A 21,874-nucleotide genomic window follows, 5' to 3' on the forward strand; every position below is an offset into this window, starting at 1 on the left:
CCCGCCGGAAGGCCGCCCCGTGCCAGCAGCGCCCCCCGCCGCCCCCGAGATCGCCACTCCCGACGCCGTCCTGGTCGTCGACTTCGGCGCGCAGTACGCCCAGCTCATCGCGCGCCGTGTGCGCGAGGCCCGGGTCTACAGCGAGATCGTCCCGTCCACGATGCCGGTGGCCGAGATGCTGGCCAAGAACCCCCGGGCGATCATCCTCTCCGGCGGCCCCTCGTCCGTGTACGCGGAGGGCGCCCCGCGCCTGGACCCCGCGATCTTCGAGGCGGGCGTGCCGGTCTTCGGCATGTGCTACGGCTTCCAGCTCATGGCGACGGCCCTCGGCGGGACCGTCGACAACTCGGGCGCGCGCGAGTACGGCCGTACCGATCTGCATGTCTCCAAGACCGGCTCCACGCTCTTCGAGGGCACCCCGGCCGAGCAGCCCGTCTGGATGTCGCACGGCGACGCCTGCTCGGCGGCCCCGGCCGGCTTCACCGTGACCGCGTCCACCGACGTCGTCCCCGTCGCCGCATTCGAGAACGACGAGAAGAAGCTGTACGGCGTCCAGCACCACCCCGAGGTGCTGCACTCGACCTACGGCCAGCAGGTCCTGGAGCACTTCCTCTACCGGGGCGCCGGCATCGAGCCGACCTGGACCACGGCCAACGTCGTGGACGAGCAGATCGCGCTGATCCGCGAGCAGGTCGGCACCAAGCGCGCCATCTGCGGGCTGTCCGGCGGTGTCGACTCGGCGGTGGCCGCCGCGCTGGTGCAGAAGGCCATCGGCGCGCAGCTCACCTGCGTGTACGTCGACCACGGCCTGATGCGCAAGGGCGAGACCGAGCAGGTCGAGAAGGACTTCGTCGCCGCCACGGGCGTCCAGCTCAAGGTCGTCGACGCGGAGGAGCGCTTCCTCACCGCGCTCAAGGGCGTCGCCGACCCCGAGCAGAAGCGGAAGATCATCGGCCGCGAGTTCATCCGCGTCTTCGAGCAGGCCCAGGCCGAGATCGTCGCCGAGGCGGGCGCCGAGGGCGAGGACGTCGCGTTCCTCGTCCAGGGCACCCTCTACCCGGACGTGGTCGAGTCGGGCGGCGGCACCGGCACCGCCAACATCAAGTCGCACCACAACGTCGGCGGCCTGCCCGACGACATCGAGTTCCAGCTCGTCGAACCGCTGCGCCAGCTCTTCAAGGACGAGGTCAGGATGGTCGGCCAGCAGCTCGGCCTGCCGGAGGAGATCGTCCAGCGCCAGCCCTTCCCCGGCCCGGGACTCGGCATCCGCATCGTCGGGGACGTCACCCGCGAACGCCTCGACCTGCTGCGCGACGCGGACGCCATCGCCCGCGAGGAACTGACGGCGGCCGGCCTGGACCGCGACATCTGGCAGTGCCCGGTGGTCCTCCTCGCCGACGTCCGCTCGGTAGGCGTCCAGGGCGACGGCCGCACCTACGGCCACCCCATCGTGCTCCGCCCGGTCTCCTCGGAAGACGCGATGACCGCCGACTGGTCCCGGCTGCCGTACGAGGTACTGGCCAAGATCTCGACCCGGATCACGAACGAGGTCGCGGAGGTCAACCGAGTGGTCCTGGACGTGACGAGCAAGCCCCCGGGCACGATCGAGTGGGAGTGACCTCCGATACCAGATGACCCCGGCCCGGCCTGTCCCCTCGGGGTCAGGCCGGGCCGTTTCGGGGTCAGGCCGGGCCGCCTCGGGTCAGGCCGGGTCGTTCTCGTCGAGGGTGAAGTCCGTGAAGTCGAAGCCCGGGGCCACCACGCACGAGACCAGCGTCGGTTCCGTGCCCAGCGGTTCGGCCGACTGCCAGGCGTTCGCCGGGACCAGCAGTTGGGGCTGTTCGCCCGACTCGACCGACGGGCCGAGGATGTGCGGCCGCGCCGTCGACGCGTCGGTGTCCGTGCCGCCGATGTGCAGCCGCAGCGGGCCTCCGCTGTGCCAGAGCCACAGTTCGTCGGAGCGCACCTTGTGGCGGCGGGAGCGTTCGCCGGGGTGCAGCAGGAAGTAGATACCGGTCGCGAAGGAGCGCTCGCCCGGGTGGCCGGGCGGGACCGCCGCCGCCTCGGTGCGCCAGGTTTCCTTGAACCAGCCGCCCTCGACGTGCCGTTCGAGACCGAGGAGCGCGACCAGCGGTGAGATGTTGTCTGCCATGGCCGCCATTGTGGTACGTCCCTTCCCGCGCAGGTCGGCGGCCCGCGTCAACAACGTAATCGTGTCGTCACCCGCCACAGCCGGGACGGCGGCCCGTACCCCCCGTTCCGTGCGGCACAATTCGCAAGCGGCACAAGGAAGTTCACCGGGCATGGCGGACAGGGTGGGGAAGGCGGCATTCGGCGTGGCGGTGCAAGAGGCGCGACAGGGCACGCACGGCGGCGGCTGTATGTGCGGCAACTGCCCGCACGGGGCGCGGGAGGGGCACCGGCAGGCGGTCGCCGCCTTCCTGGCCAAGCGGGAGGAACTGGCGGCGGGACAAGGGCTGCCGGCCGCCGTCGCGCACTCGGCGGGCGCGTCGCGGCAGTGGGTCTCCGACGAACTCACCCAGTCGGCGCGGGCCGTGGCCGACCGCAGCAGGGAAGCGGGCGAGGCCTGGCTGCAGGCCGTCTGGCGCTACACGCTGTTCGCGGTGTGGGGCGGAGTCGTCGTCCTCGCGCTCGCCCAGGCCGCCACCGCCATCAGCGCCGGCTGGACCGTGGCGCGCACGGCGGGGCTGCTCGGCGCGCTCGTCGTCGGCGGGCTGCTGACCGGCGCCGCGGCGCTGCACCGCGCACGCGGCGGGCTGCTCGCGCCGCTGATCGGCGAGGACAACCGGCTCTCGACCTCGCGCGCCGTCGCCTCCGCCTGGGTGCTGTTCGTCGTCTTCGCCGTGCTCGTCCTCGCCCTCGAACTGGCCGGTGCCTCAGGACACAAGGACCGCGACGCGCTCGTCGACGGACTCGAACTCGCCCGGGGCGCCGGGATCTTGACCGTGCTCGCGATCGTCTGCGCCATCGCCGTCGTCGTACGGCGCGTCGTCGCCGTACGGGTGCTGGCGCAGCGGCTGCAGAAGGTGCGGGCCGACCGGCCGCGCGCCGCCGACCTGCTCTGCGACGACGCTGGGCGCGGCAGCTTCACCGACGTGCAGTACGCGGCTCTGAACGCGGCGGCCGTCGTCTTCAGCGGCGTACGGCTCGCCCGGCGCCCCGAGCAACTGCCCGATCTGCCCTGGGCGTTGGCGCTGCTGGTGGCCGTCTCCGCCGCCACGTACTTCGCGGGCAAGTACACCGAGGGCGGCCGGCCCGTCGTGCTGTCCGTCGTACGGGCCAGGGAAGCCGGCGATCTGGACGCGCCCATCCGCACCGGCGACGACATCGAGATCCGCGGAGCCGGCTTCGTACCGCCGGGCGCCGGGACCCCCGACCGGCTCGCGAAGATGGTCGTACGGATCGGCGCCGTGCACGTACACGTACCGCTCGTCCCGGTCCCGGGCGGTTTCGCCAACCCCTCGGACGCGGCGCTGACCGTGCCCGTACCGGTCGACGTGGAGCCCGGTGAGGTCGACGTGCAGGTGATCACGGCGGCCGGGGTGGAGACCAACAAGGTCACCGTGGACGTTCTCGACTGAGGGGTGAGCGCCGACCGCGCCGGGTCCGTATGCATCAATGAGCACGCAGGGGAAAGCGGAACCTGCGGCCGCGGCGTGGGACACGAAGGGCAGGTCGGCCATGACTCAGGACTACCGGACGGACAACTACGGGACGATAGGCGGTGACCGGCAGGCGCAGGGGTGGCGGGAGAACTCCGTACGCTACGCGCTGCTGCCGCTGCGGCTGTTCCTCGGTATCACGTTCATCTACGCGGGCATCGACAAGCTGACCACCAGCGGCTTCTTCCAGGCGAGCGGCGCCGGCTCGGTCGGCGAGATGATGAACGGCGTCCGCGACAGCGCCGCCATCCCCGCTCTGGTCGACCTGGCACTGAAGAGCCCCGCCGGGTTCGGCTACGCCATCGCCTTCGGTGAACTCGCCGTCGGCCTCGGCACCCTCTTCGGCGTCCTCGGCCGGCTCGCCGCCTTCGGTGGCGCGCTGATCTCGCTGAGCCTGTGGCTGACGGTGAGCTGGCAGTCCACGCCGTACTACTACGGCAACGACCTCGCCTACTTGATGGCGTGGCTGCCGCTGGTGCTGGCCGGCGCCCCGATGTTCTCCCTCGACGCCCTGTGGGCCTCGCGGCGCCGTCGCATGCGCTGATGGCCGAGCGCGACGACGGCGCTCAGGAACAGGCTGTCCCCGACGATCGTCAGGACGAGGAACCAGGGGACCTGCCAGGCGCCGGCGGCGTCGCCCGCGTAGAGCGCGGCGGCGCCCAGCGCCGCGAGCCCCACGACCAGCCGGCCGGGCTTGGCCTCATGACGCGGCACGGGTGACCTCCACCTGGCCGAGGTCGACATGGAGCCGCAGGACGAGCGAGCCTGCGGGACGGGAGCCGGCCGGCGGCGGCAGCACCTGCCGCGCCGCCCGGTCGCCGTCCGTCACGAACCGGTCGGACGGGCCGCCGGGCAGCCGCAGATTGGCGAGGTTCGCGGAGACGAACACCTTCACCGTGGCGTCCGGCGGCACGACCACCTTGAGCTGTCCGAGACGGGCGTCGGCGGACGTCACCACCGTCTGCCCGCGCGGGACGGCCAGCCTCCCCAGATCGAGCGTGCCGGCGCCGTTGCCCAGCGCGTAGCCGGGCTTGACGGCCGCCGCCGATGTCGCCGTCCAGTGCTGCCGGCTCCACCCGGTGCCGATGTCCTTGGGAACGGCCGAGGCCCCGGCGAGCAGCAGGGCGGTGACCACGGTCAGGAAGACCGTGCCGAAGCCGGTGCGGCCGAAGAGGCAGCTCACGGCGAGGCCGAGACCGAAGACGGCGAGCGCGGCGCTCAGCCCGATCTGCAGGCTCGTACCGAGCGGCTGCGTGTGCCAGGTCAGGCCGGTGCCGAGGCCGCCCGCGATCAGGGCGAGGAGGAAGAGCAGGCCGCCGATGGAGCGGGGGCCGCGTACCCGGGTGGCGCGGACGTGCCCGCCGTATCCGTACCCGTGCCCGCCGTACCCGTACCCGCCGTACCCGCCGTGCCCGTATGCCCCGAGGCCGTACCCCCCGAGGCCGTAACCCTCGTACCCGTGCCTGCCGGGCCCGTACCGCCCGTGCCGGTGGCCGCCCCACCGGTGGCCGGGCGGCGCGGTCTCCTGCGGGGCCGCGTCCGCCGGGCCCCAGAGGTAGCCGGTGGGCACCGGGCCCGTCGTACCGTCCTTGACGATCGGGTCCCGCCACCACGACGGGCTGCCGGGCGACGGCGGCGCCTTGGTCTCCGGCGGCGCGTCGACCGTGTGCACCACCGGCGGGCGGGGCGCCGCGGGGTCGAGCGGCTGCCCCGGCGGTACGGCGCCGCGGCGGCGCTGGGACCAGACGGCGGAGCCGACGACGGCGAGCGACAGCAGCGCGGCGAAGCCGAGCGTGCCGCCGTTACCGAGCATCGACAGGAACAGACCGCAGCCGATCAGGGCGAGCAGGACGGCGATGAGCGCGGCGCCGTCGACCCGGCCGGCCAGCAGCCTGCGCGCCTCGTTCTCGTCCTCGCCCTCCATCGGGACGAGCAGCCAGGCGAAGCCGTAGAAGATCAGCCCGAGGCCGCCGGTCACCGACAGCACGCCGATGACGATCCGGAAGATGACCGGGTCGATGTCGCAGTACCGCCCGAGCCCGCCGCAGACTCCGGCCACCACCTTCTGGCGCGGGGCGCGGTGCAGCGGCGGCCGTGCGGGGGGCGCGGCCGGCGGCTGCGGCGGGGGCGCCGGTTCGGCGACCGGGGAGGCGGGCGGCGGAGTCATACGTTCATGGTGAAGGACAGCGGGGCGCCGTCGCATCGGCCGGGACCCTGGACGATCCCTGATTTTGACCGCCGTGGCCTCATCGACCGCATCAGGGTCGGCTCAGGGGCGCGACCCTGATGCCCCGACCCCGCCCGCCGTGTGACCATCAGTGGCATGCCAGCCGCCACGTCCGCCGCCGGAGCGACCTCTGCCCGCGGGTCCGCCCACGGGTCCCCGCTCGGGTCCGCCCGCGGCTCCGCGCGTGCCTCGGTGCCCGACGAGCCGCCGCAGCGCAAGCTCTACCGCAGCGCCGACGGCCGGATGCTGGGCGGCGTGGCGCGCGGCCTCGCGGGACATCTCGGGCTGCCGGTCATCTGGGTCCGGCTGGTCTTCCTCGGCCTCTTCTTCGCCCAGGGCCTGGGCGCGCTGCTCTACGCGGTGTTCTGGATCGTCGTCCCGCTGGGCGTCGGCGGTACGGCGGCCCAGCCGCGCTCGGTCTTCGAGACGGGACCCGACGGCAAGCGCCGGCTCCGCAAGCCCGACAAGGGGCAGATCTTCGCGCTGATCGCGCTCGTCATCGGCGCCGGGATCTTCATCGGCAACGTCAACCTCGGCCGCGGCCACGCGGGACGGTACATCTGGCCGGTGCTGCTCATCGCGGTGGGCGTGGTCCTGGTCTGGCGGCAGGCCGACAACGCGCGGCGGGCCCGCTGGGGCGAGATCGGCCGCCGCCGCCGGGTGCTGCAACTGGCGCGCGGCCTCGCGGGGGTGGCCCTCGTCGGGCTCGGCCTGACCGTCTTCGTGGTGGTGCGCGGCTCGGCGGCGCAGTTCGGCAACGTCCTGACGGCGGCCATCGCCATCCTCGCCGGGGTGGGACTGCTGGTCGGGCCCTGGCTGGTCCGGATGACCCAGGACCTGTCGGAGGAGCGGCTGATGCGCATCCGCGCGCAGGAGCGTGCCGAAGTCGCCGCGCACGTCCATGACTCGGTGCTGCACACCCTCACCCTGATCCAGCGCAACGCGGACGACGGGGGCGAGGTCCGCAGGCTCGCCCGCGCCCAGGAGCGGGAGCTGCGGGCCTGGTTGTACAAGCCGGAGGGCACGGGCAAGGACGAGGCGGACGAACCGGCCACGCTCGCCGAAGCGGTGAAGAAGACGGCGGCCGAGGTCGAGGACTACCACGGCGTACCGATCGAGGTCGTCGTCGTCGGCGACTGCCCGCTCGACGACAAGCTGGCGGCGCAACTGCAGGCCGCGCGCGAGGCGATGGTCAACGCGGCCAAGTACGGTGGCGAGGGGGGCGCAGTGCAGGTGTACGCGGAGGTCGAGGGCCGGACGGTCTTCATCTCCGTACGGGACCGCGGCCCCGGGTTCGACCTGGACGCCGTACCCGACGACCGGATGGGAGTCCGCGAGTCGATCATCGGCCGGATGCAGCGCAACGGCGGTACGGCCAGACTGCGCGCGGTGCCGGACGGCGGCACCGAGGTCGAGCTGGAGATGGAACGGGCAGACGAATGAGCAGCCGGGCGACCCGACCTGCGGACGATCGAGGGGCACACACCATGAGCAGCGAGGACGTACAGGCCGAGAGCACGGCGGACGGCCGCAGGGTCCGGGTCGTGCTCGTCGACGACCACCGGATGTTCCGCACGGGCGTACAGGCCGAGATCGGCCGTACGGAGGAGACGGGCGTCGAGGTCGTCGGCGAGGCGGCCGACGTGGACCAGGCGGTCACCGTCATCACGGCGACCCGCCCCGAGGTGGTCCTGCTCGACGTCCACCTGCCGGGCGGCGGCGGCGTCGAGGTACTGCGCCGCTGCGCCCCCTTCATGGCGGCGGCCGAACACCAGGTCCGCTTCCTGGCCCTGTCGGTCTCGGACGCGGCGGAGGACGTCATCGGCGTGATCAGGGGCGGCGCCCGCGGCTACGTCACCAAGACGATCACCGGCACGGACCTGGTCGACTCGATCTTCCGCGTCCAGGACGGCGACGCGGTCTTCTCCCCCCGCCTGGCCGGCTTCGTCCTGGACGCCTTCGCTTCGACGGACGCCCCACCGGTCGACGAGGACCTGGACCGCCTGACCCAACGCGAACGCGAGGTCCTGCGCCTGATCGCGCGCGGCTACGCGTACAAGGAGATCGCGAAGCAGCTCTTCATCTCGGTGAAGACGGTGGAGTCCCACGTCTCGGCGGTCCTGCGCAAACTGCAACTCTCCAACCGCCACGAACTGACCCGCTGGGCAACAGCCCGCCGCCTGGTCTGACCGGTCTCGAACTCATGTCCAGTTGATTACCTGAACGGATGATGATCGCTGGTTGCCAGTGATCCGTCACTCCGCGCAGTCATATGCTCCTGGCATGGTCACTTCGTCGCATGAGGCGGCACACCGGATCCTCCTGAACCACCCGACGTTACTGTCGCCGGTCTTCGAACTCCTGGGCGTATCACTCCCGGAGAAGGCCGAGATCGAAGTGCTGACGGTGGACGTCACGGAGATCAAGCCCCTGGAACGCCGGGTGGACAGCGTCCTGAGGATCGCGCCACCCGACGGCCCCGGCTTTCTGCTGGCCATCGAGGCGCAGAGCCGCCGGGCCGTGGAGAAGGAGATGAGCTGGGCGTACTACGTCGCGTACTTGCAGGCGAAGTACCGGCTGCCGACGCTGCTGCTCGTGATCTGCCACGACCCGCAGACGGCAACCTGGGCCTGCGGCCCGTTCCGCATGGGCACGCCCGACTGGACGTCAATGGCGGTGTACCCGCTGGTCCTCGGCCCGGACAACGTCCCGATGATCACCGATCCCCAGGTCGCGAGCCGCGAGTTGGCGATGGCGACGCTTTCGGCAATGACCCATGGCCGGGACGACAAGGTTCAGGCGATACTGAAGGCGCTGGCACGTGCCCTGGGATCCGTGGATCAGGCGTCCCTCTCGTTCTACTCGGAAATGCTGGAGATCGGCCTGGGAGACACCCCGGCGCGAGAATTCTGGAGGAAACTGATGAGCGTAGGCAGCTACTTCCCCGGTCGCGGAACCCTGGTCGAGGAGACGTTCCTGGAGGGCAAGGCAGAAGGCAAGGCTGAGGCCAAAGCCGAGATGGTGGTCCATCTGCTTGAGAACCGGGGGATCGCTGTTCCTGCGGAGGTGCGGGAGCGCATTACCGCGTCAGGCGATCTGGACGAGCTGACCCGCTGGTTCAACCGCGCAGTCACTGTCGCCGATGCCAACGACATCTTCCTTGATTCTGGAGGGACCGATGAGCGTAGGTAGCTACTTTCCCGGTCGCGGAACTCTGGTCGAGGAGGCGTTCCTGGAGGGCGAGGCCAAGGCCAAGGCGGAGTGGGTGGTGCGTCTTCTGGAGACTCGGGGGATCGCTGTTCCTGCCGAGGTGCGGGAACGCGTTATCGCGTCCGGTGATCTGGATCAGTTGACCCGTTGGTTCGACCGCGCCGTCACCGTCTCCGAAGCCAACGACATCTTCCTCGATTCGGGAGGGAACTGATGAGCCCAGGCAGTTACTTTCCCGGTCGCGGAACCCTGGTCGAGGAGACGTTCCTGGCGGGCGAGGCCAAGGGCAAAGCGGAAGGCAGGGCTGAGGGCAAGGCTGAGGCCACGGCGGAGTGGGTGGTGTGTCTCCTTGAGAACCGGGGGATCGCTGTTCCTGCCGAGGTGCGGGAGCGCGTTATCGCGTCCGGTGATCTGGATCAGTTGACCCGTTGGTTCGACCGCGCCATCACCGTCACCGACGCCCGCGACATCTTCCTCGACCCCGAGAACTCCTAGCGCCCCGCGGGCGGCTGCGCGCAGTGCCAGGTTGTTGCTCTTGTGTGGCCCTGGGGGTCGCGTAGGACTCCTCTGATGCATTCGTCCGGGAGCGTGGCCAGGGTGCCCGTCAGTTCCGCGCGGCCCCCGTGGGTGCGGGTCGTGCCGAACCAGTCGGCGAAGGCCCGCAGGCGGTGGTCCTTGCGTTGGTAGCCCAGCTCGACCCGGGTGGGCGGGTGGCCGGGGTGTTGGGTGTAGCGGGTCGTGAAGGTGCCCCTCGTGCCGATCGGGCCCTCGATGCACAGGCGGCCTTCGGGGGTGTCGTCGCAGCCTGCCGGGGGTGCGCCTACCGGGGCCAGTACGAAGAACGCGGCCGCGACCAGGGCCAGCCCCGTCGCGCCGGCGGTGCTGGTTCGTCTCACGGCTCTCACGGCTGTCCCTTCGCGGGCCTGCGGGTGTGCTGCCCGCCCATCGTGGCCCGGGGGACCGCCCGGGGCATCCCGGCGCCAGCCAAACGTGCGGGCTCAGGCCGGGCGGGTCGCGCCCGCGAAGGGCATCTGGTCGATCGGGGCCACCCGGACCGGGGTGCCGGGGCGCGGGGCGTGGATCATCTGGCCGTTGCCGATGTAGAGCCCGACATGGCTGACCCCGGAGTAGAAGAACACCAGGTCACCCGGGGCCAGCTCGGAGCGGGACACCCGGCGGCCCGCGTTGATCTGGGTGTACGTCGTACGGGGGAGCGAGACACCGGCCGCCCGCCAGGCCGCCTGGGTCAGCCCCGAGCAGTCGAAGGAATTGGGTCCCGTCGCGCCCCACACGTACGGCTTGCCCAGCGCCCCGTACGCGAAGGCGACGGCCGCGGCCGCGCGAGACGTCGGCGCCTGCGTCCGGGCCGGGGCCTGGGAGGCGGAGGAGGAGCGGTACGTCGAGCGGCTGGCGCGGGTGGTGAGGGCGGTGGGGGCGGTGGAGGACTGCGCGTACGCCGCCCGCTGCGGCTCGCTCAGCCGCGCCAGCAGTTGCCGCGCCTCGTCCAGCTTCGTCCGGATCGTGGTCTTCCGGTCCGCCAGTTCCTTCTGCCGCGCCTTCAGGTCCGCGAGGTCGCCGTCGGCCTGGTTCCGCAGGCGGCCGATCGCGGCGAGTTCCCCGCGGACCCTGCTGAGCGTGTTCGCCTGCCGCGAGCCGACCCGTTCGGCCAGCGACGCGCTGTCCAGGTAGTCGTCGGGCTTGGACGACAGTGCGAGCTGTACGGCCGGGTCGAGGCCGCCCGAGCGGTACTGCGCCGTCGCCATCGAACCCAGCGCGTTGCGCGAGGTGTTGAGCCGCTCCGTCCTGCGGGTCGCCTGGTCGCGCAGCGACGCGAGCGAACGGCGGGCCGCGTCCGCCTTCACCTTCGCGCCGTTGTACTTCTCTGTGGCGGCCTCCGCCTCCTCGTACAGCTTGTCGACCTTGGCCTTGACCTGGGCCGGCGAGAGCTGCGGCTCCGCGTGCGCCGCACCGCCCGAGGCCGTCGCCGTCGCCGCTCCCGCGAGGGCGAGGGTGGCGGCGGTCCTGCGGGCCGGTCCTGTGAACGGGCGGTGCTTGCGTTTCCGGTGCGCTGCCACGGGGGCGTCCACTTCCTTACGTCATATGTCCGTTGCAAGGAGGACGCTAGGGCGCAAGGTCACGAAGAGGCATCGACAAGCCAGGTATTGGCGCGAGATGAAAGTACAAAGCTGTTTTCTGACCGGATGACCGATGGCAAGATCATCGCTTCCGCTCCGGACCCGACCGATACGCCGAGAACGCCGCGCCGGAGCCGGAGGGGTGATACAGACGGCGATCGGTGGGTCAGGGTGCGTCAGGTGGGTCAGGCGGGTCAGGTGGGCCCGGGTGGGGCGGCTTGCGTCAGGCGGGGCGCACGCTGCCGTAGATCGGCATGTAGTAGATCGACTCCTCGCGGACGTTCGCCCCCGGCTTCGGCGCGTGGATCATCATGCCGTCGCCGATGTAGATGCCGACGTGGCTGATGTCGTCGTAGAAGAAGACCAGATCGCCGGGGAGCAGATCGTCCGTCGCGACGCGCGTACCCGCGTTCACCTGGTCGTACGTCGTACGGGGCAGCTCCACGCCGGCCGCACGCCAGGCGGCCTGGGTCAGCCCCGAGCAGTCGTACGAGCTGGGGCCCGTCGCGCCCCACACGTACGGCTTGCCGATCTGCGAGCGGGCGAAGGCGAGCACCTTGGCGGCCTTCGCGGCGTAACCGGTGGTGGCACCGCTGCTCGATCCGGCCGAGGAGCCCGAGGAGCCGGTGCTGGTGCCGGAGTCGCTGGTCGACCCGCCCGCGGCCGGCTTCTTCTTCGCCTTCGCCGCCTCCTCCGCCCTCGCGCGCGCCTCCGCCTTCGCCTTGGCCTCGGCCTTGCGGCGCGCCTCGTCCTCCTTCTTGCGCTCCAGCGCGGCGAGCCGCGCCTTCTCCTCCTTGGTCAGCTTCGACAGCAGCGTGCGCGCGGCACCCAGCTTCTGCTGGACCTGCTCCTTGCTGGTGCGCAGCGAGCTCTGCGACGCGGTCAGCGACGCGAGCTGCTTCGACGCCTCCGCGCGCTTCTCGGCCGCGGCGGCCTGCTGGTCCTGGAAGTCGGAGACGGCGGCCTGCTGGCGGTCGGTCACCCGCGACATGAGCTGGCTCTGCTCGAAGAACTGCTGAGGGCTGTCGGAGAACATCAGCGCCGCCGTCCCCGAGACCGCGCCCTCGCGGTACTGCGCCGTCGCGAACATCCCCAGCGCGCGGCGGGCCTCGTTGACCTTGTCGGCGCGTGCGGCGACCTGGTCGAGCACCTCGTCGACGGTCTTGCGCTGCTTGTCCGTCGACTCCTTCGCCTTGTTGTACCGCTCGGTGGCCGAACCGGCCTGCCGGTAAAGGTCGTCGACCTTCTTCTGCACCTCTTCGACGGACGGCTTCGGGTCGCGTGGTGCCGCGTACGCGCTCTGCGAGGAGAGCAGGGTGACCGAGGCGATGGCCGCGGTGGTGAGCCCGACGGCGGGCGAACCCGCGCGAATTCCGGTGCGGCTGCGCGTTTTGCGATGCGACGACAAGGCCGGCATCTCCTTCCGTGAACCGCCCGCCGGGGCGTGAGCCGTCCGGCCGGCGTGGCTCGCCTCATGAGGGGACGGGCTGCCTGATCGAGCACGCTAGCCAACCGTGGACACTCTGTGAAGGTTGATGTGCGATATGCCCGATACATTTTCGTGACCTTCGGCGTGAAGTGCGTCTCGTCACACTCCGTGGTTGAGTGAAGGCGGGCGCCGGGTGTCAGTGCCAGACCCTAGACTCTGGAGGCGATGAGCAGCCTCTTTGACGACAGCTTCCTGGCGGACCTCCAGCCCTCCGGCGACGAGCCTCCGCCGCCGCCCGAGGACACCGCGCCCGAGCAGGTGCCCGACGACCTATTCGAGGGGGCGTTCCACGTGCCCGCGGCCAGGGATGCGTACCACCGCGACGGCGCTCCGCGCACCGTCGTGGATCCGGCCGCGCTGCTCGACGGGCTCAACGAGGAGCAGCGCGCCGCCGTCGTGCACACGGGCTCTCCGCTGCTCATCGTCGCCGGCGCCGGGTCGGGCAAGACCCGGGTGCTGACGCACCGGATCGCCCATCTGCTGGGCACCCGCAGTGTGCACCCCGGCGAGATACTGGCGATCACCTTCACCAACAAGGCCGCGGGCGAGATGAAGGAGCGCGTCGAGCAGCTCGTCGGGCCGCGCGCCGCCGCCATGTGGGTGATGACGTTCCACAGCGCCTGCGTACGGATCCTGCGGCGCGAGTCGAAGCGGCTCGGCTTCACGTCCTCGTTCTCGATCTACGACGCGGCGGACTCCAAGCGGCTGATGGCCCTGGTCTGCCGCGATCTGGACCTGGACCCCAAGCGGCACCCGCCGAAGTCGTTCAGCGCCAAGGTCTCGAACCTGAAGAACGAGCTGATCGACGAGGAGACGTTCGCAGGACAGGCCACGGACGGCTTCGAGAAGACGCTCGCCGAGGCGTACCGGATGTACCAGTCCCGGCTGCGCGAGGCCAACGCCCTCGACTTCGACGACATCATCATGACCGCCGTCCATCTCCTCCAGGCGTTCCCCGACGTCGCCGAGCACTACCGGCGCCGCTTCCGGCACGTCCTCGTCGACGAGTACCAGGACACCAACCACGCCCAGTACACGCTCGTCAGGGAGCTGGTAGGACCGTCGGGCGAGGGGCACGACCCGGGGGAGCTGTGCGTCGTCGGTGACGCGGACCAGTCGATCTACGCGTTCCGCGGCGCCACGATCCGCAACATCCTCCAGTTCGAGGAGGACTACCCCGACGCGACGACGATCCTGCTGGAGCAGAACTACCGCTCCACGCAGACCATCCTCAGCGCGGCCAACGCCGTCATCGAGCGCAACGAGAGCCGCCGCCCGAAGAATCTGTGGACCAACGCGGGCGCGGGCGCCCAGATCACCGGTTACGTCGCCGACACCGAGCACGACGAGGCGCAGTTCGTCGCCGAGGAGATCGACCGGCTGACGGACGCGGGCGATGTGAAGGCGGGCGATGTCGCGATCTTCTACCGGACGAACGCGCAGTCGCGTGTCTTCGAGGAGATCTTCATCAGGGTCGGCCTGCCCTACAAGGTCGTCGGCGGTGTGCGGTTCTACGAGCGCAAGGAGGTCCGCGACGTGCTGGCCTATCTGCGCGTCCTGGCCAACCCGGAGGACAGCGTCCCGCTGCGCCGCATCCTGAACGTACCGAAGCGCGGCATCGGCGACCGCGCCGAGGCGATGATCGACGGGCTCGCGCAGCGCGAGAAGATCACCTTCCCGCAGGCGCTGCGCCGGGTGGACGAGGCGTACGGGATGGCGGCGCGCTCCGCCAACGCCGTCAAGCGGTTCAACACGCTGATGGAGGAGCTGCGCACGGTCGTCGAGTCGGGCGCCGGGCCCGCGACGGTCCTGGAGGCCGTGCTGGAACGGACCGGCTACCTCGCGGAGTTGCAGGCGTCGACCGACCCGCAGGACGAGACCCGAATCGAGAACTTGCAGGAACTGGCCGCAGTGGCACTGGAGTTCGAGCAGGCCAGGCAGCAGGCGGCGGGTGACGCCGGAGACGGAGACGGAGACGGAGCCGGAGACGGAGACGGAGCCGGAGACGGAGACGGAGACGGAGCCGGAGACGGAGACGGAGCGGCGGCGGCCCCCGGCACCCTGACGGCCCCCGGCACCCCGGCAGCGGCCCCGGCCGCTCCTGCGGCGCCCCCCGCCACCCCCGGCACGCTCGCCGAGTTCCTCGAACAGGTCGCGCTCGTCGCCGACTCGGACCAGATCCCCGACGAGGACGAGGACGGCTCAGGGGTCATCACGCTGATGACGCTGCACACCGCCAAGGGCCTGGAATTCCCCGTCGTGTTCCTGACGGGCATGGAGGACGGCGTCTTCCCGCACATGCGCGCCCTGGGCCAGGTGAAGGAGCTGGAGGAGGAGCGCCGGCTGGCGTACGTCGGCATCACCCGCGCCCGCGAGCGGCTGTATCTGACCCGTTCCGCGATGCGCAGCGCCTGGGGGCAGCCGTCGTACAACCCGCCGTCGCGGTTCCTTGAGGAGATCCCGGGCGCGCATCTGGACTGGAAGCGCACCGGCGCGCAGATCCCGGCGGGCCCCACCTCGGGGATCACGTCGTCGCTGTCGTCCACCTCGGCCCGTTCCCGCTCGGGCGGCGGCCCTTCGGGCTTCGCGACCCGGCGCGCGACCGACAAGCCGGTGATCCAGCTCGCGGTGGGCGACCGCGTGACGCACGACCAGTTCGGTCTCGGTACGGTCGTGACGGTCACGGGGCAGGGCGCGGACGCGCAGGCGACGATCGACTTCGGGGACACGAAGCCGAAGCGGCTGCTGCTGCGGTACGCACCGGTCCAGAAGCTGTAGAGAGGGCCTTCGGGGGGGCGGGGTTACTCCGGGTTGACCCCGTGGCTGCGCAGCCACGGGAGCGGGTCGATCGCCGCGCCGCCGCCCGGCCGCACCTCGAAGTGCATGTGCGGGCCTGTGGAGTTGCCGGAGTTGCCGGAGTACGCGATGACGTCACCGGCCTTGACCGAACCGGAGCGGATCTTGGTGCTGCTCAAGTGGCAGTACCAGGTCTCCGTGCCGTCCGGCGAGGTCACGATGGCCATGTTGCCGTAGGCGCTGTTGTACTGCGTGCGCACGGTGCCGTCGGTCGCCGCCATCACCGGCGTGCCGTACGAGACGGGGAAGTCGATGCCGGTGTGCACGGACATCCAGTTGACGCCGGCCTGCCCGAAGTAGGCGCTGAGCCCGTGCTGGGCGACGGGGAGGACGTACTTGGGCCGCAGCGCCTCCTTGCGCGCCGCTTCCTCGTCGCGCTTCTTCTTCTCCGCCTCCTGCCGCTCCTTCAGGTCGATGCGCTCCTGGGTGCGGCTGGCGCGGTCCCCGAAGTCCCTGGCGTCGGCGCTGAGCGCGGCGAGCTGGGTGTCGACCTTGTTGTTGGCGGCTACCGGATGCACGGACGCGGCGTCGGCCGCGGCCTGCGTGGTCCGGTCGTCCTGCGTCTCGTCGCCGCCGCTCATGCCGCCGACGGAGGCGGCCGCGATACCGGCGACGCCCATCACGCAGGCGGAGGGGACGGCGATGGTGAGGAGCGCGGAGCGCTTGCTGGGCGTACGGCGCCGGCCGCGGCTGCCGCCGCCCGAGCCGACCCGGCGGACCGGGATCTCGGGGCGCGGCGCGGGATCGAGGTCGACGTCGAGGCCGGAGGCGAGGTCAATACCGGCGTCGAGATCGAGTCCTGAGTCGACGTCGAGGCCGGGCTCGTCGCCGGGGTCGAAACCGTGTTCCGGCTCGGGCTCGTACGGTGCGTACGGCTCGGCCGCGTAGGCGGCGTCCGACTCGTGTGCCGCGGGCTCGTGTGCCGCGGGCTCGTGGGCCGCGGGCTCGTACGGGTCGGCCGCGGCGTACTGCTCCGCCGGCTGCGGCTGCTCCTGGTGCTGCTGTTCCGGCACCCGCTCGTGCTCGTACGGCTCAGCCGCGTACTGCTCCGTGAGCTGCGTCGCGTTCCACGCGGTGGCGTCGTAGGCGCCGGTGTCGAAGGTGGGAGTGCCCCACTGCCCTGTCGTGTCGTAGCCGTACGGCGCGGTCTGCACCTGCGTCTGCGCCTGCTGTACGGGTACCTGCTCCACCGGGGCCTGCGGTACGGGGGCCTGCTGTACCTGCGTCGCGCCCTCGGGCTGGTTCCAGGCGCTCGCGTCCCACTGGCCGCTGGTGTCGTACTGCGGCTGCGCGTAACCCGTGGCGTAGGCGGTGGTGGCGTACGTGTCGTAGCCCGCCGCCTGCTGTGCCCCGGTGTTCCACTGCGTGCTGTCGTACTGGCCGGTTCCGTACTGGTCGGTGCTGTACTGATCGGTTCCGTACTGACCGGTGTCGTAAGCGATACCGGTCTCGTAGCCACCCGGAAGGGAGCCGAAGAGCGGGTCGGTGTCGAAACTGCCAGTGGTGTCGCCGCCATATGCGGCGTACCCGGCGTGGGTGTGCTGGTCGTTCACCAACTTCTCTCTCGCCTCGGCAGCAGAACCAGGGCCTCTCGGCGACCGTCCCTGGAAGGGAAGGCCCCGGGAGGGGAAAGCAGTGGCCGCGACTGTACCCGGCGGTATACGACGGCGACAATCTTCGGCGGGTTTCGGGCCCTGCGGAAAGGGGCATTCGGCCGTCTTTCGGCGGACTGCGGGCACAGCTTTGGCCCTATGTTCGAAACCTGTTCGAGGTAGGTGGCGTCTCGCTCAGGCCACGGAAACCGCTCCGGGGACCCCTGCGGCGCTCCGCTCGGATCCGAGGACGCGTCGGATGCCGGCCGCCACCGCCGGGTGGACGGGCAGGGCGAGATGGCCCACGCCGGTCACCCGCACGTTCTCGGTGTCGAGGTCCGGGTGGTCGATCCGCGCCGTCCCCACGGGGGTCATCAGCGGGTCCAGATCGCTCCAGAAGCTGACGAACCGGGTGCGGCAGCCGGGCGCGGGCAGCCGCAGCTCCTTGATGACGGCCGATCCGGGCCGCATCTGCCGCACGATCGGGTGCGCGCTGGCGATCGGGACGACGGACGTGCCCTCGTGCGGCGTGCCGAGCGTGACCAGGGTCCTGATCCGCGCGTCGCCGTCCAGTCGCTGGACGTAGTAGCGGGCGATCAGGCCGCCCAGGCTGTGCCCGATGACATCGACCCTGCGGTGTCCCGTACGGGCGCAGATCTCCTCGATGCGCTCGCCGAGCGTCGCGGCGGCGGTCGGGATGTCGCAGGTCAGCGGGGAGTAATTGATGAATTCCAGATGCCGCCAGCCGTGCCGGGACAGGGAGCGCCGCAGCAGCACGAAAACGGAGCGGTTGTCCACGAATCCGTGCACCATCAGGACCGGCGGGTGGGCGCGGCCCTCCGTGGGGAGTTCCGCCGTGTCGGCCGGCAGATCGCCGTCACGGCGCTCCTGGGTGATGCCGGTGGGGTAGAGCAGCAGGTGACCCGTGAGAATCGCCAGGTCCAGAGCGGTGGCCTGGAGCCACATCAGCGGTGGCCATTGGAACGGCGGAATCCTCATGGTCACCTCCGAACGGCGCTGCCGACTCGTGCGCTAACGCCATAAAGCGAACATGTCCTCTCTGTGATTTCCCCCTCCCGGCCTCCGCGAAACAGCAGCGTGCGGGATGCTGTGGATAACGTTCGTTCACATCTTCGTACCGTCGCCGGTTCGAAGACCCGTGCCAATGACAGCGCAGTCGGTAGGTGGAGGCAGTGATGGGTGTGTCCGGTCCGATCCGAGTGGTGGTGGCCAAGCCCGGTCTCGACGGCCACGATCGTGGGGCCAAGGTGATCGCGCGTGCGCTGCGGGACGCGGGGATGGAGGTCATCTACACGGGTCTCCACCAGACGCCCGAGCAGATCGTGGACACCGCGATCCAGGAGGACGCCGACGCGATCGGCCTGTCCATCCTGTCCGGTGCGCACAACACGCTCTTCTCGAAGGTCATCGAGCTGCTGAAGGAGCGCGAGGCCGAGGACATCAAGGTCTTCGGCGGCGGCATCATCCCCGAGGCGGACATCCCCCCGCTGAAGGAGCTTGGCGTGGCGGAGATCTTCACCCCGGGGGCGACGACGACGTCGATCGTCGACTGGGTCAACGCGAACGTCCGCCAACCGGCCGGCGCGTAAGCGCGTAGGCCGCGTGGCTAGGGTGCGGTCTCGGCCAGTTCCGTCAGCATGTCGGCGCGCAGGCGCAGGGTCGCGACCAGGCGGCGGAACGCTTCCGACCAGTAGCCGCCCGCTCCTGGGGAGGCGCCTTCCGGTTCGTCCGGTATCGCCGTGAGGAGTTCGAGCCTGGCCGCTTCCGCCGGGTCCAGGCACCGCTCGGCCAGGCCCATCACGCCGCTGAAGCTCCAGGGGTAGCTTCCGGCGTCCCTGGCGATGTCGAGGGCGTCCACGACGGCCCGGCCCAGCGGCTCGGACCAGGGGACCGCGCAGACTCCGAGCAGTTGGAACGCCTCCGACAGGCCGTGGGCGGCGATGAACGCCGCCACCCAGTCCGCGCGAGCGTCGGCCGGGAGCGCGGCGAGGAGTTTGGCCCGCTCGGCGATGGACGAGGCGCCGGGGCCCGCCGCCGGGGAGACGGCGGGCGGGCCCAGCAGCACCGCCGACCAGGCGGCGTCCTGCTGGCGCACCGCTGCCCTGCACCAGGCCGCGTGCAGTTCGTCCGCCCAGTCGTCGAGGACGGGCAGCGCGACGATCTCCGCTGGCGTCCGGCCGCCGAGCCGGTCCGGCCAGGTCGCCAGCGGGGCGGCCTCCACGAGCTGCCCCAGCCACCAGGACCGCTCGCCCCGGCCCGCCGGCGGCACCGGGGTCACGCCGTCGCGCTGCATGTCGGCATCGCACTCGTGCGGCGCCTCGACGACCACGGCCGGACCGCCGCCCGGACCGCCCGCGGTGCGGTCCAGGCTGACGCAGGTCGCGGCGCGGGTCGCCATCCGCAGGGCGAGCGCCGACCCCGGCAGGGCGGACAGCAGCTCGGCCGCCGTCGAGCGGACATTGCGGCTCCGGTCGGCGAGCGCCTGCTCCAGGAACGGCTCGTCGGCCGCCGACAGCCCCGTACGCAGCGAGTCGAGGAACATCAGCCGGTCCTCGGCGCGCTCGGTCGACCAGGTGGAGGCCAGCAGCGCGGGCGCCGCGCTCGCTTCCCTCGCCCGTACGGCACCGAGCAGCGCGACCCGCTCGGCGAACAGGCCCTCGTCCCAGAGCCTGCCGACCGCTTCGGCGTCCGCCAGGTCGGGCAGCGCCGAACCGCCCGATGCGCCGCGCAGGGCGAACTTCCAGTCCGGGTTGAGCCTGGCCAGCCACAGCCCGCGCGGCCCCGCGAAGGCCAGCGCCTGCGGCCGCAGATCGGTGCGGCCACGCGCCGCGTCGAGCAGCGCGGGCAGCGCGGCGGCGGGTGCCCCGTAGCCGTGGCTGTTGGCGGCGGCGAGCCACTGGGGGAGCAGCTCGGTGAGATCGGGGGCGGTGCCGCGCCTGCCGCCGCCCGAAGGCGCCGACCGGTCGGCGAGGAGCTGCGCGAGCCGCTTGCCCGCCTTCTCGGGCAGCCTGCGGCGCCCGTCGTGGGGCGCGCGCCCCGGCAGCGCGGCGGCGGGCGCCGGCAGCAGGCCGGCCCGCCGCCGTACGGTGTGCAGGGCGGCGGCGTCCAGCAGCGCGACCGGCGCTTCCTTGCCGGGGGCCATGAGGTCCGCCGGCGGGGTGCGGCGGTCGGTGCCGAGCAGCGCCGAGGTGACGAGTTCTTCCCAGAGTGTGGCTGTGGTGCCGGGGTCGGTCATGGGTCAGTCCTCCCTGTCAGATGAGCGGAACCATCGCCGAGGACTCCTCGGACCAGGCGGCGAGCGGGTCGAAGCCGCGGTGTCCGCACTCGCCGAAGACCGTGACGGGGGCGCCGCCGGAGAGCGCCGCGAGCTTCCACAGGCCGGGCCTGCCGAGCGCGGCCGGTGCGACCGGAAGGGCGGACTGCCCGTCGGCATCGGCCAGTTGCCAGCCGTCCGCCACACCGGGCACCGGTATGACGCCGGTCAGGGTCACCGGCCAGGAGTCCAGCCACGGGTCGTCCCGCAGGGCCGATCCGTACGCGGCGACGGCCGCGGCCGTCGGCCCGCCGGGCGGCGGCGCCGGGACCGGCACCGGCGGGCCCAACTGCTCGCCCCAGTCCGCCCGCAACTGCCCCGCGCCGCCGTGCGGGGTGATCTCCGCGTCCACCATCAGCCCCACCGGCAGGGCCAGTTGCGGTGCCCTGCCCGCCGCGCCGAACGAAAGGAGCAGGGCCGAGCGGCCCGAGTCCCTTCCGTACAGCCAGATCCGACGCGTGGTCAGCTTGCCGTCCGAGGTGTTGTACTGCGCCAGGACCAGCCAGTGGTCCCGCACCGGCGGGCCTTCGGCCGGCGAGGGCAGCCCCGTCCTCGTGCGGACCGTCGTCGCCAGCGGCTCGGGCAGCCGGTCGAGCCCCAGCCATCCCGCGGTCAGCAGCCGCAGCAGCGCGGACTCTTCGAGCAGCCGCACCGGCCAGCCGGGACCCGAGCCCGGGATCGCACCCAACTCCCGTGCCCGGCCCGCGAGTCCCGGCGCCTGCGCGTCGACCATCCGGGCGGCCGTCTCCTCCCACAGCCCGTATCCCGTCTGCTCCGCCGCCGCCAGACCGCCGCGCAGCAGGTCCGCGAGACGCTGCTCCAGCTCCCTCGCGCCCGCCGTGATCCGCGCGGCCCTGCGCTCGGCCCGGCGCCTGGCGGCCGCCGGATCCGCCGGCTTCGCCGATCCCGCCGCGTCCGGCCCGCCCTCCTGCCCGGCCTTGGCCTCGTCGCGCTTCCTGCGCCCCTCCAGCCACTGCCCGGCCCAGTCGGGCGGCTCGGCCGCCGCGACCGCCTCCTCGCCCTCCGCCCACAGCATCAGCAGTCCCAGCGCGTGCTTGCACGGGAACTTCCTGCTGGGGCAACTGCACTTGTACGCGGGGCCCGTCGTGTCCACCACGGTCTGGTACGGCTTGCTGCCGCTGCCCTTGCACAGGCCCCAGACGGCACCCTCCGCCGTGCTGCCCGCCTCCGACCACGGCGCCGGTGTGCTCAGCTTGGTCCCCGCCTTGCGTGACGCATGGTCAGGAGCCAGGGCCAGCACCTGCTCCGACGTCCAGCGCACCCCCAGTTGATTCATGTGTACGACGGTAGGACGCCCCACTGACAAACCACTCCCACCTGCGGAAAC

20 protein-coding genes are annotated in these 21,874 nt (G+C 71.7%); 10 read left to right on the forward strand and 10 right to left on the reverse strand.

Going from position 1 to position 21,874, the window contains the following annotated elements; translation table 11 throughout:
• Positions 1–19 precede the first annotated feature (19 nt).
• Positions 20–1,618 (forward strand): glutamine-hydrolyzing GMP synthase, encoded by a 1,599-nt coding sequence (guaA, locus tag ACZ63I_RS21445; RefSeq protein WP_469340577.1) that lies wholly within the window; start codon positions 20–22, stop codon positions 1,616–1,618.
• A gap of 84 nt (positions 1,619–1,702) precedes the next feature.
• Here the strand turns inward: guaA and ACZ63I_RS21450 are convergent, their stop codons facing one another.
• On the reverse strand, positions 1,703–2,152 hold the full coding sequence (locus ACZ63I_RS21450) for a cupin domain-containing protein (protein WP_469340578.1): 450 nt from the start codon (positions 2,150–2,152) through the stop codon (positions 1,703–1,705).
• Positions 2,153–2,336: 184 nt separating this feature from the next.
• Here ACZ63I_RS21450 and ACZ63I_RS21455 point away from each other — a divergent pair, with 184 nt between their 5' ends.
• The gene (locus ACZ63I_RS21455; RefSeq protein WP_469340869.1) at positions 2,337–3,602 is read left to right on the forward strand and encodes a hypothetical protein; all 1,266 of its coding nucleotides are present in this window, start codon (positions 2,337–2,339) and stop codon (positions 3,600–3,602) included.
• Between the two features lie 100 nt (positions 3,603–3,702).
• Positions 3,703–4,227, forward strand: coding sequence for a DoxX family protein (locus ACZ63I_RS21460; RefSeq protein WP_469340579.1), 525 nt, complete (start codon positions 3,703–3,705; stop codon positions 4,225–4,227).
• On the opposite strand, the gene ACZ63I_RS21465 is transcribed toward ACZ63I_RS21460, so the two are convergent.
• Both ACZ63I_RS21465 and ACZ63I_RS21470 read right to left on the reverse strand, forming a co-directional pair.
• Complete coding sequence (locus tag ACZ63I_RS21465) at positions 4,134–4,397, reverse strand: hypothetical protein (protein WP_469340580.1); 264 nt, start codon at positions 4,395–4,397, stop codon at positions 4,134–4,136. The genes ACZ63I_RS21460 and ACZ63I_RS21465 overlap by 94 nt on opposite strands.
• Positions 4,384–5,850, reverse strand: coding sequence for a PspC domain-containing protein (locus ACZ63I_RS21470; RefSeq protein WP_469340581.1), 1,467 nt, complete (start codon positions 5,848–5,850; stop codon positions 4,384–4,386). Before ACZ63I_RS21470 ends, ACZ63I_RS21465 begins: the two co-directional genes overlap by 14 nt.
• A gap of 156 nt (positions 5,851–6,006) precedes the next feature.
• Between ACZ63I_RS21470 and ACZ63I_RS21475 the strand changes: the two genes are divergently transcribed.
• The 5 genes from ACZ63I_RS21475 to ACZ63I_RS21495 all read left to right on the forward strand — a co-directional run bounded on the left by ACZ63I_RS21475 (position 6,007) and on the right by ACZ63I_RS21495 (position 9,615).
• Positions 6,007–7,353, forward strand: a complete 1,347-nt coding sequence (locus ACZ63I_RS21475) for a PspC domain-containing protein (RefSeq protein ID WP_469340582.1) — start codon at positions 6,007–6,009, stop codon at positions 7,351–7,353.
• Positions 7,354–7,397: 44 nt separating this feature from the next.
• Positions 7,398–8,099 carry a LuxR C-terminal-related transcriptional regulator gene (locus ACZ63I_RS21480; RefSeq protein WP_469340583.1) on the forward strand — a complete coding sequence of 234 codons (702 nt, stop codon included), beginning with the start codon at positions 7,398–7,400 and terminating at the stop codon, positions 8,097–8,099.
• A 94-nt stretch (positions 8,100–8,193) separates the two neighbouring features.
• Complete coding sequence (locus tag ACZ63I_RS21485) at positions 8,194–9,102, forward strand: RpnC/YadD family protein (RefSeq protein ID WP_469340584.1); 909 nt, start codon at positions 8,194–8,196, stop codon at positions 9,100–9,102.
• On the forward strand, positions 9,089–9,334 hold the full coding sequence (locus tag ACZ63I_RS21490) for a hypothetical protein (protein WP_469340585.1): 246 nt from the start codon (positions 9,089–9,091) through the stop codon (positions 9,332–9,334). The genes ACZ63I_RS21485 and ACZ63I_RS21490 overlap by 14 nt, the downstream gene beginning before the upstream one ends.
• Positions 9,334–9,615 (forward strand): hypothetical protein, encoded by a 282-nt coding sequence (locus tag ACZ63I_RS21495; RefSeq protein ID WP_469340586.1) that lies wholly within the window; start codon positions 9,334–9,336, stop codon positions 9,613–9,615. The genes ACZ63I_RS21490 and ACZ63I_RS21495 overlap by 1 nt, the downstream gene beginning before the upstream one ends.
• Here ACZ63I_RS21495 and ACZ63I_RS21500 read toward each other — a convergent pair.
• From ACZ63I_RS21500 to ACZ63I_RS21510, 3 genes are all read right to left on the reverse strand, one after another.
• A complete protein-coding gene (locus ACZ63I_RS21500; protein WP_469340587.1) occupies positions 9,612–10,016 on the reverse strand; it encodes a hypothetical protein in 405 nt (134 codons plus the stop codon). The genes ACZ63I_RS21495 and ACZ63I_RS21500 overlap by 4 nt on opposite strands.
• A 102-nt stretch (positions 10,017–10,118) precedes the next feature.
• Complete coding sequence (locus ACZ63I_RS21505) at positions 10,119–11,195, reverse strand: C40 family peptidase (protein WP_469340588.1); 1,077 nt, start codon at positions 11,193–11,195, stop codon at positions 10,119–10,121.
• A gap of 283 nt (positions 11,196–11,478) precedes the next feature.
• Positions 11,479–12,672 (reverse strand): C40 family peptidase, encoded by a 1,194-nt coding sequence (locus tag ACZ63I_RS21510; protein WP_469340589.1) that lies wholly within the window; start codon positions 12,670–12,672, stop codon positions 11,479–11,481.
• A 237-nt stretch (positions 12,673–12,909) separates the two neighbouring features.
• Between ACZ63I_RS21510 and ACZ63I_RS21515 the strand changes: the two genes are divergently transcribed.
• Complete coding sequence (locus ACZ63I_RS21515; protein WP_469340590.1) at positions 12,910–15,522, forward strand: ATP-dependent DNA helicase; 2,613 nt, start codon at positions 12,910–12,912, stop codon at positions 15,520–15,522.
• Between the two features lie 23 nt (positions 15,523–15,545).
• Here ACZ63I_RS21515 and ACZ63I_RS21520 read toward each other — a convergent pair whose 3' ends face one another.
• Together ACZ63I_RS21520 and ACZ63I_RS21525 are read right to left on the reverse strand one after the other, a co-directional pair.
• The gene (locus ACZ63I_RS21520; protein ID WP_469340591.1) at positions 15,546–17,153 is read right to left on the reverse strand and encodes a M23 family metallopeptidase; all 1,608 of its coding nucleotides are present in this window, start codon (positions 17,151–17,153) and stop codon (positions 15,546–15,548) included.
• Between the two features lie 234 nt (positions 17,154–17,387).
• Entirely contained in the window at positions 17,388–18,191 is an 804-nt protein-coding gene (locus ACZ63I_RS21525; RefSeq protein ID WP_469340592.1) for an alpha/beta fold hydrolase, read from the reverse strand.
• Positions 18,192–18,388: 197 nt separating this feature from the next.
• Here ACZ63I_RS21525 and ACZ63I_RS21530 point away from each other — a divergent pair, with 197 nt between their 5' ends.
• Entirely contained in the window at positions 18,389–18,802 is a 414-nt protein-coding gene (locus ACZ63I_RS21530; protein WP_041985474.1) for a cobalamin B12-binding domain-containing protein, read from the forward strand.
• Positions 18,803–18,819: 17 nt separating this feature from the next.
• Here the strand turns inward: ACZ63I_RS21530 and ACZ63I_RS21535 are convergent, their stop codons facing one another.
• Both ACZ63I_RS21535 and ACZ63I_RS21540 read right to left on the reverse strand, forming a co-directional pair.
• Positions 18,820–20,448 (reverse strand): DUF5691 domain-containing protein, encoded by a 1,629-nt coding sequence (locus ACZ63I_RS21535; RefSeq protein WP_469340593.1) that lies wholly within the window; start codon positions 20,446–20,448, stop codon positions 18,820–18,822.
• A gap of 16 nt (positions 20,449–20,464) precedes the next feature.
• Entirely contained in the window at positions 20,465–21,823 is a 1,359-nt protein-coding gene (locus tag ACZ63I_RS21540) for an SWIM zinc finger family protein (RefSeq protein WP_469340594.1), read from the reverse strand.
• Between the last annotated feature and the right edge of the window lie 51 nt (positions 21,824–21,874).

This window comes from Streptomyces sp. NPDC087906, assembly GCF_055584925.1.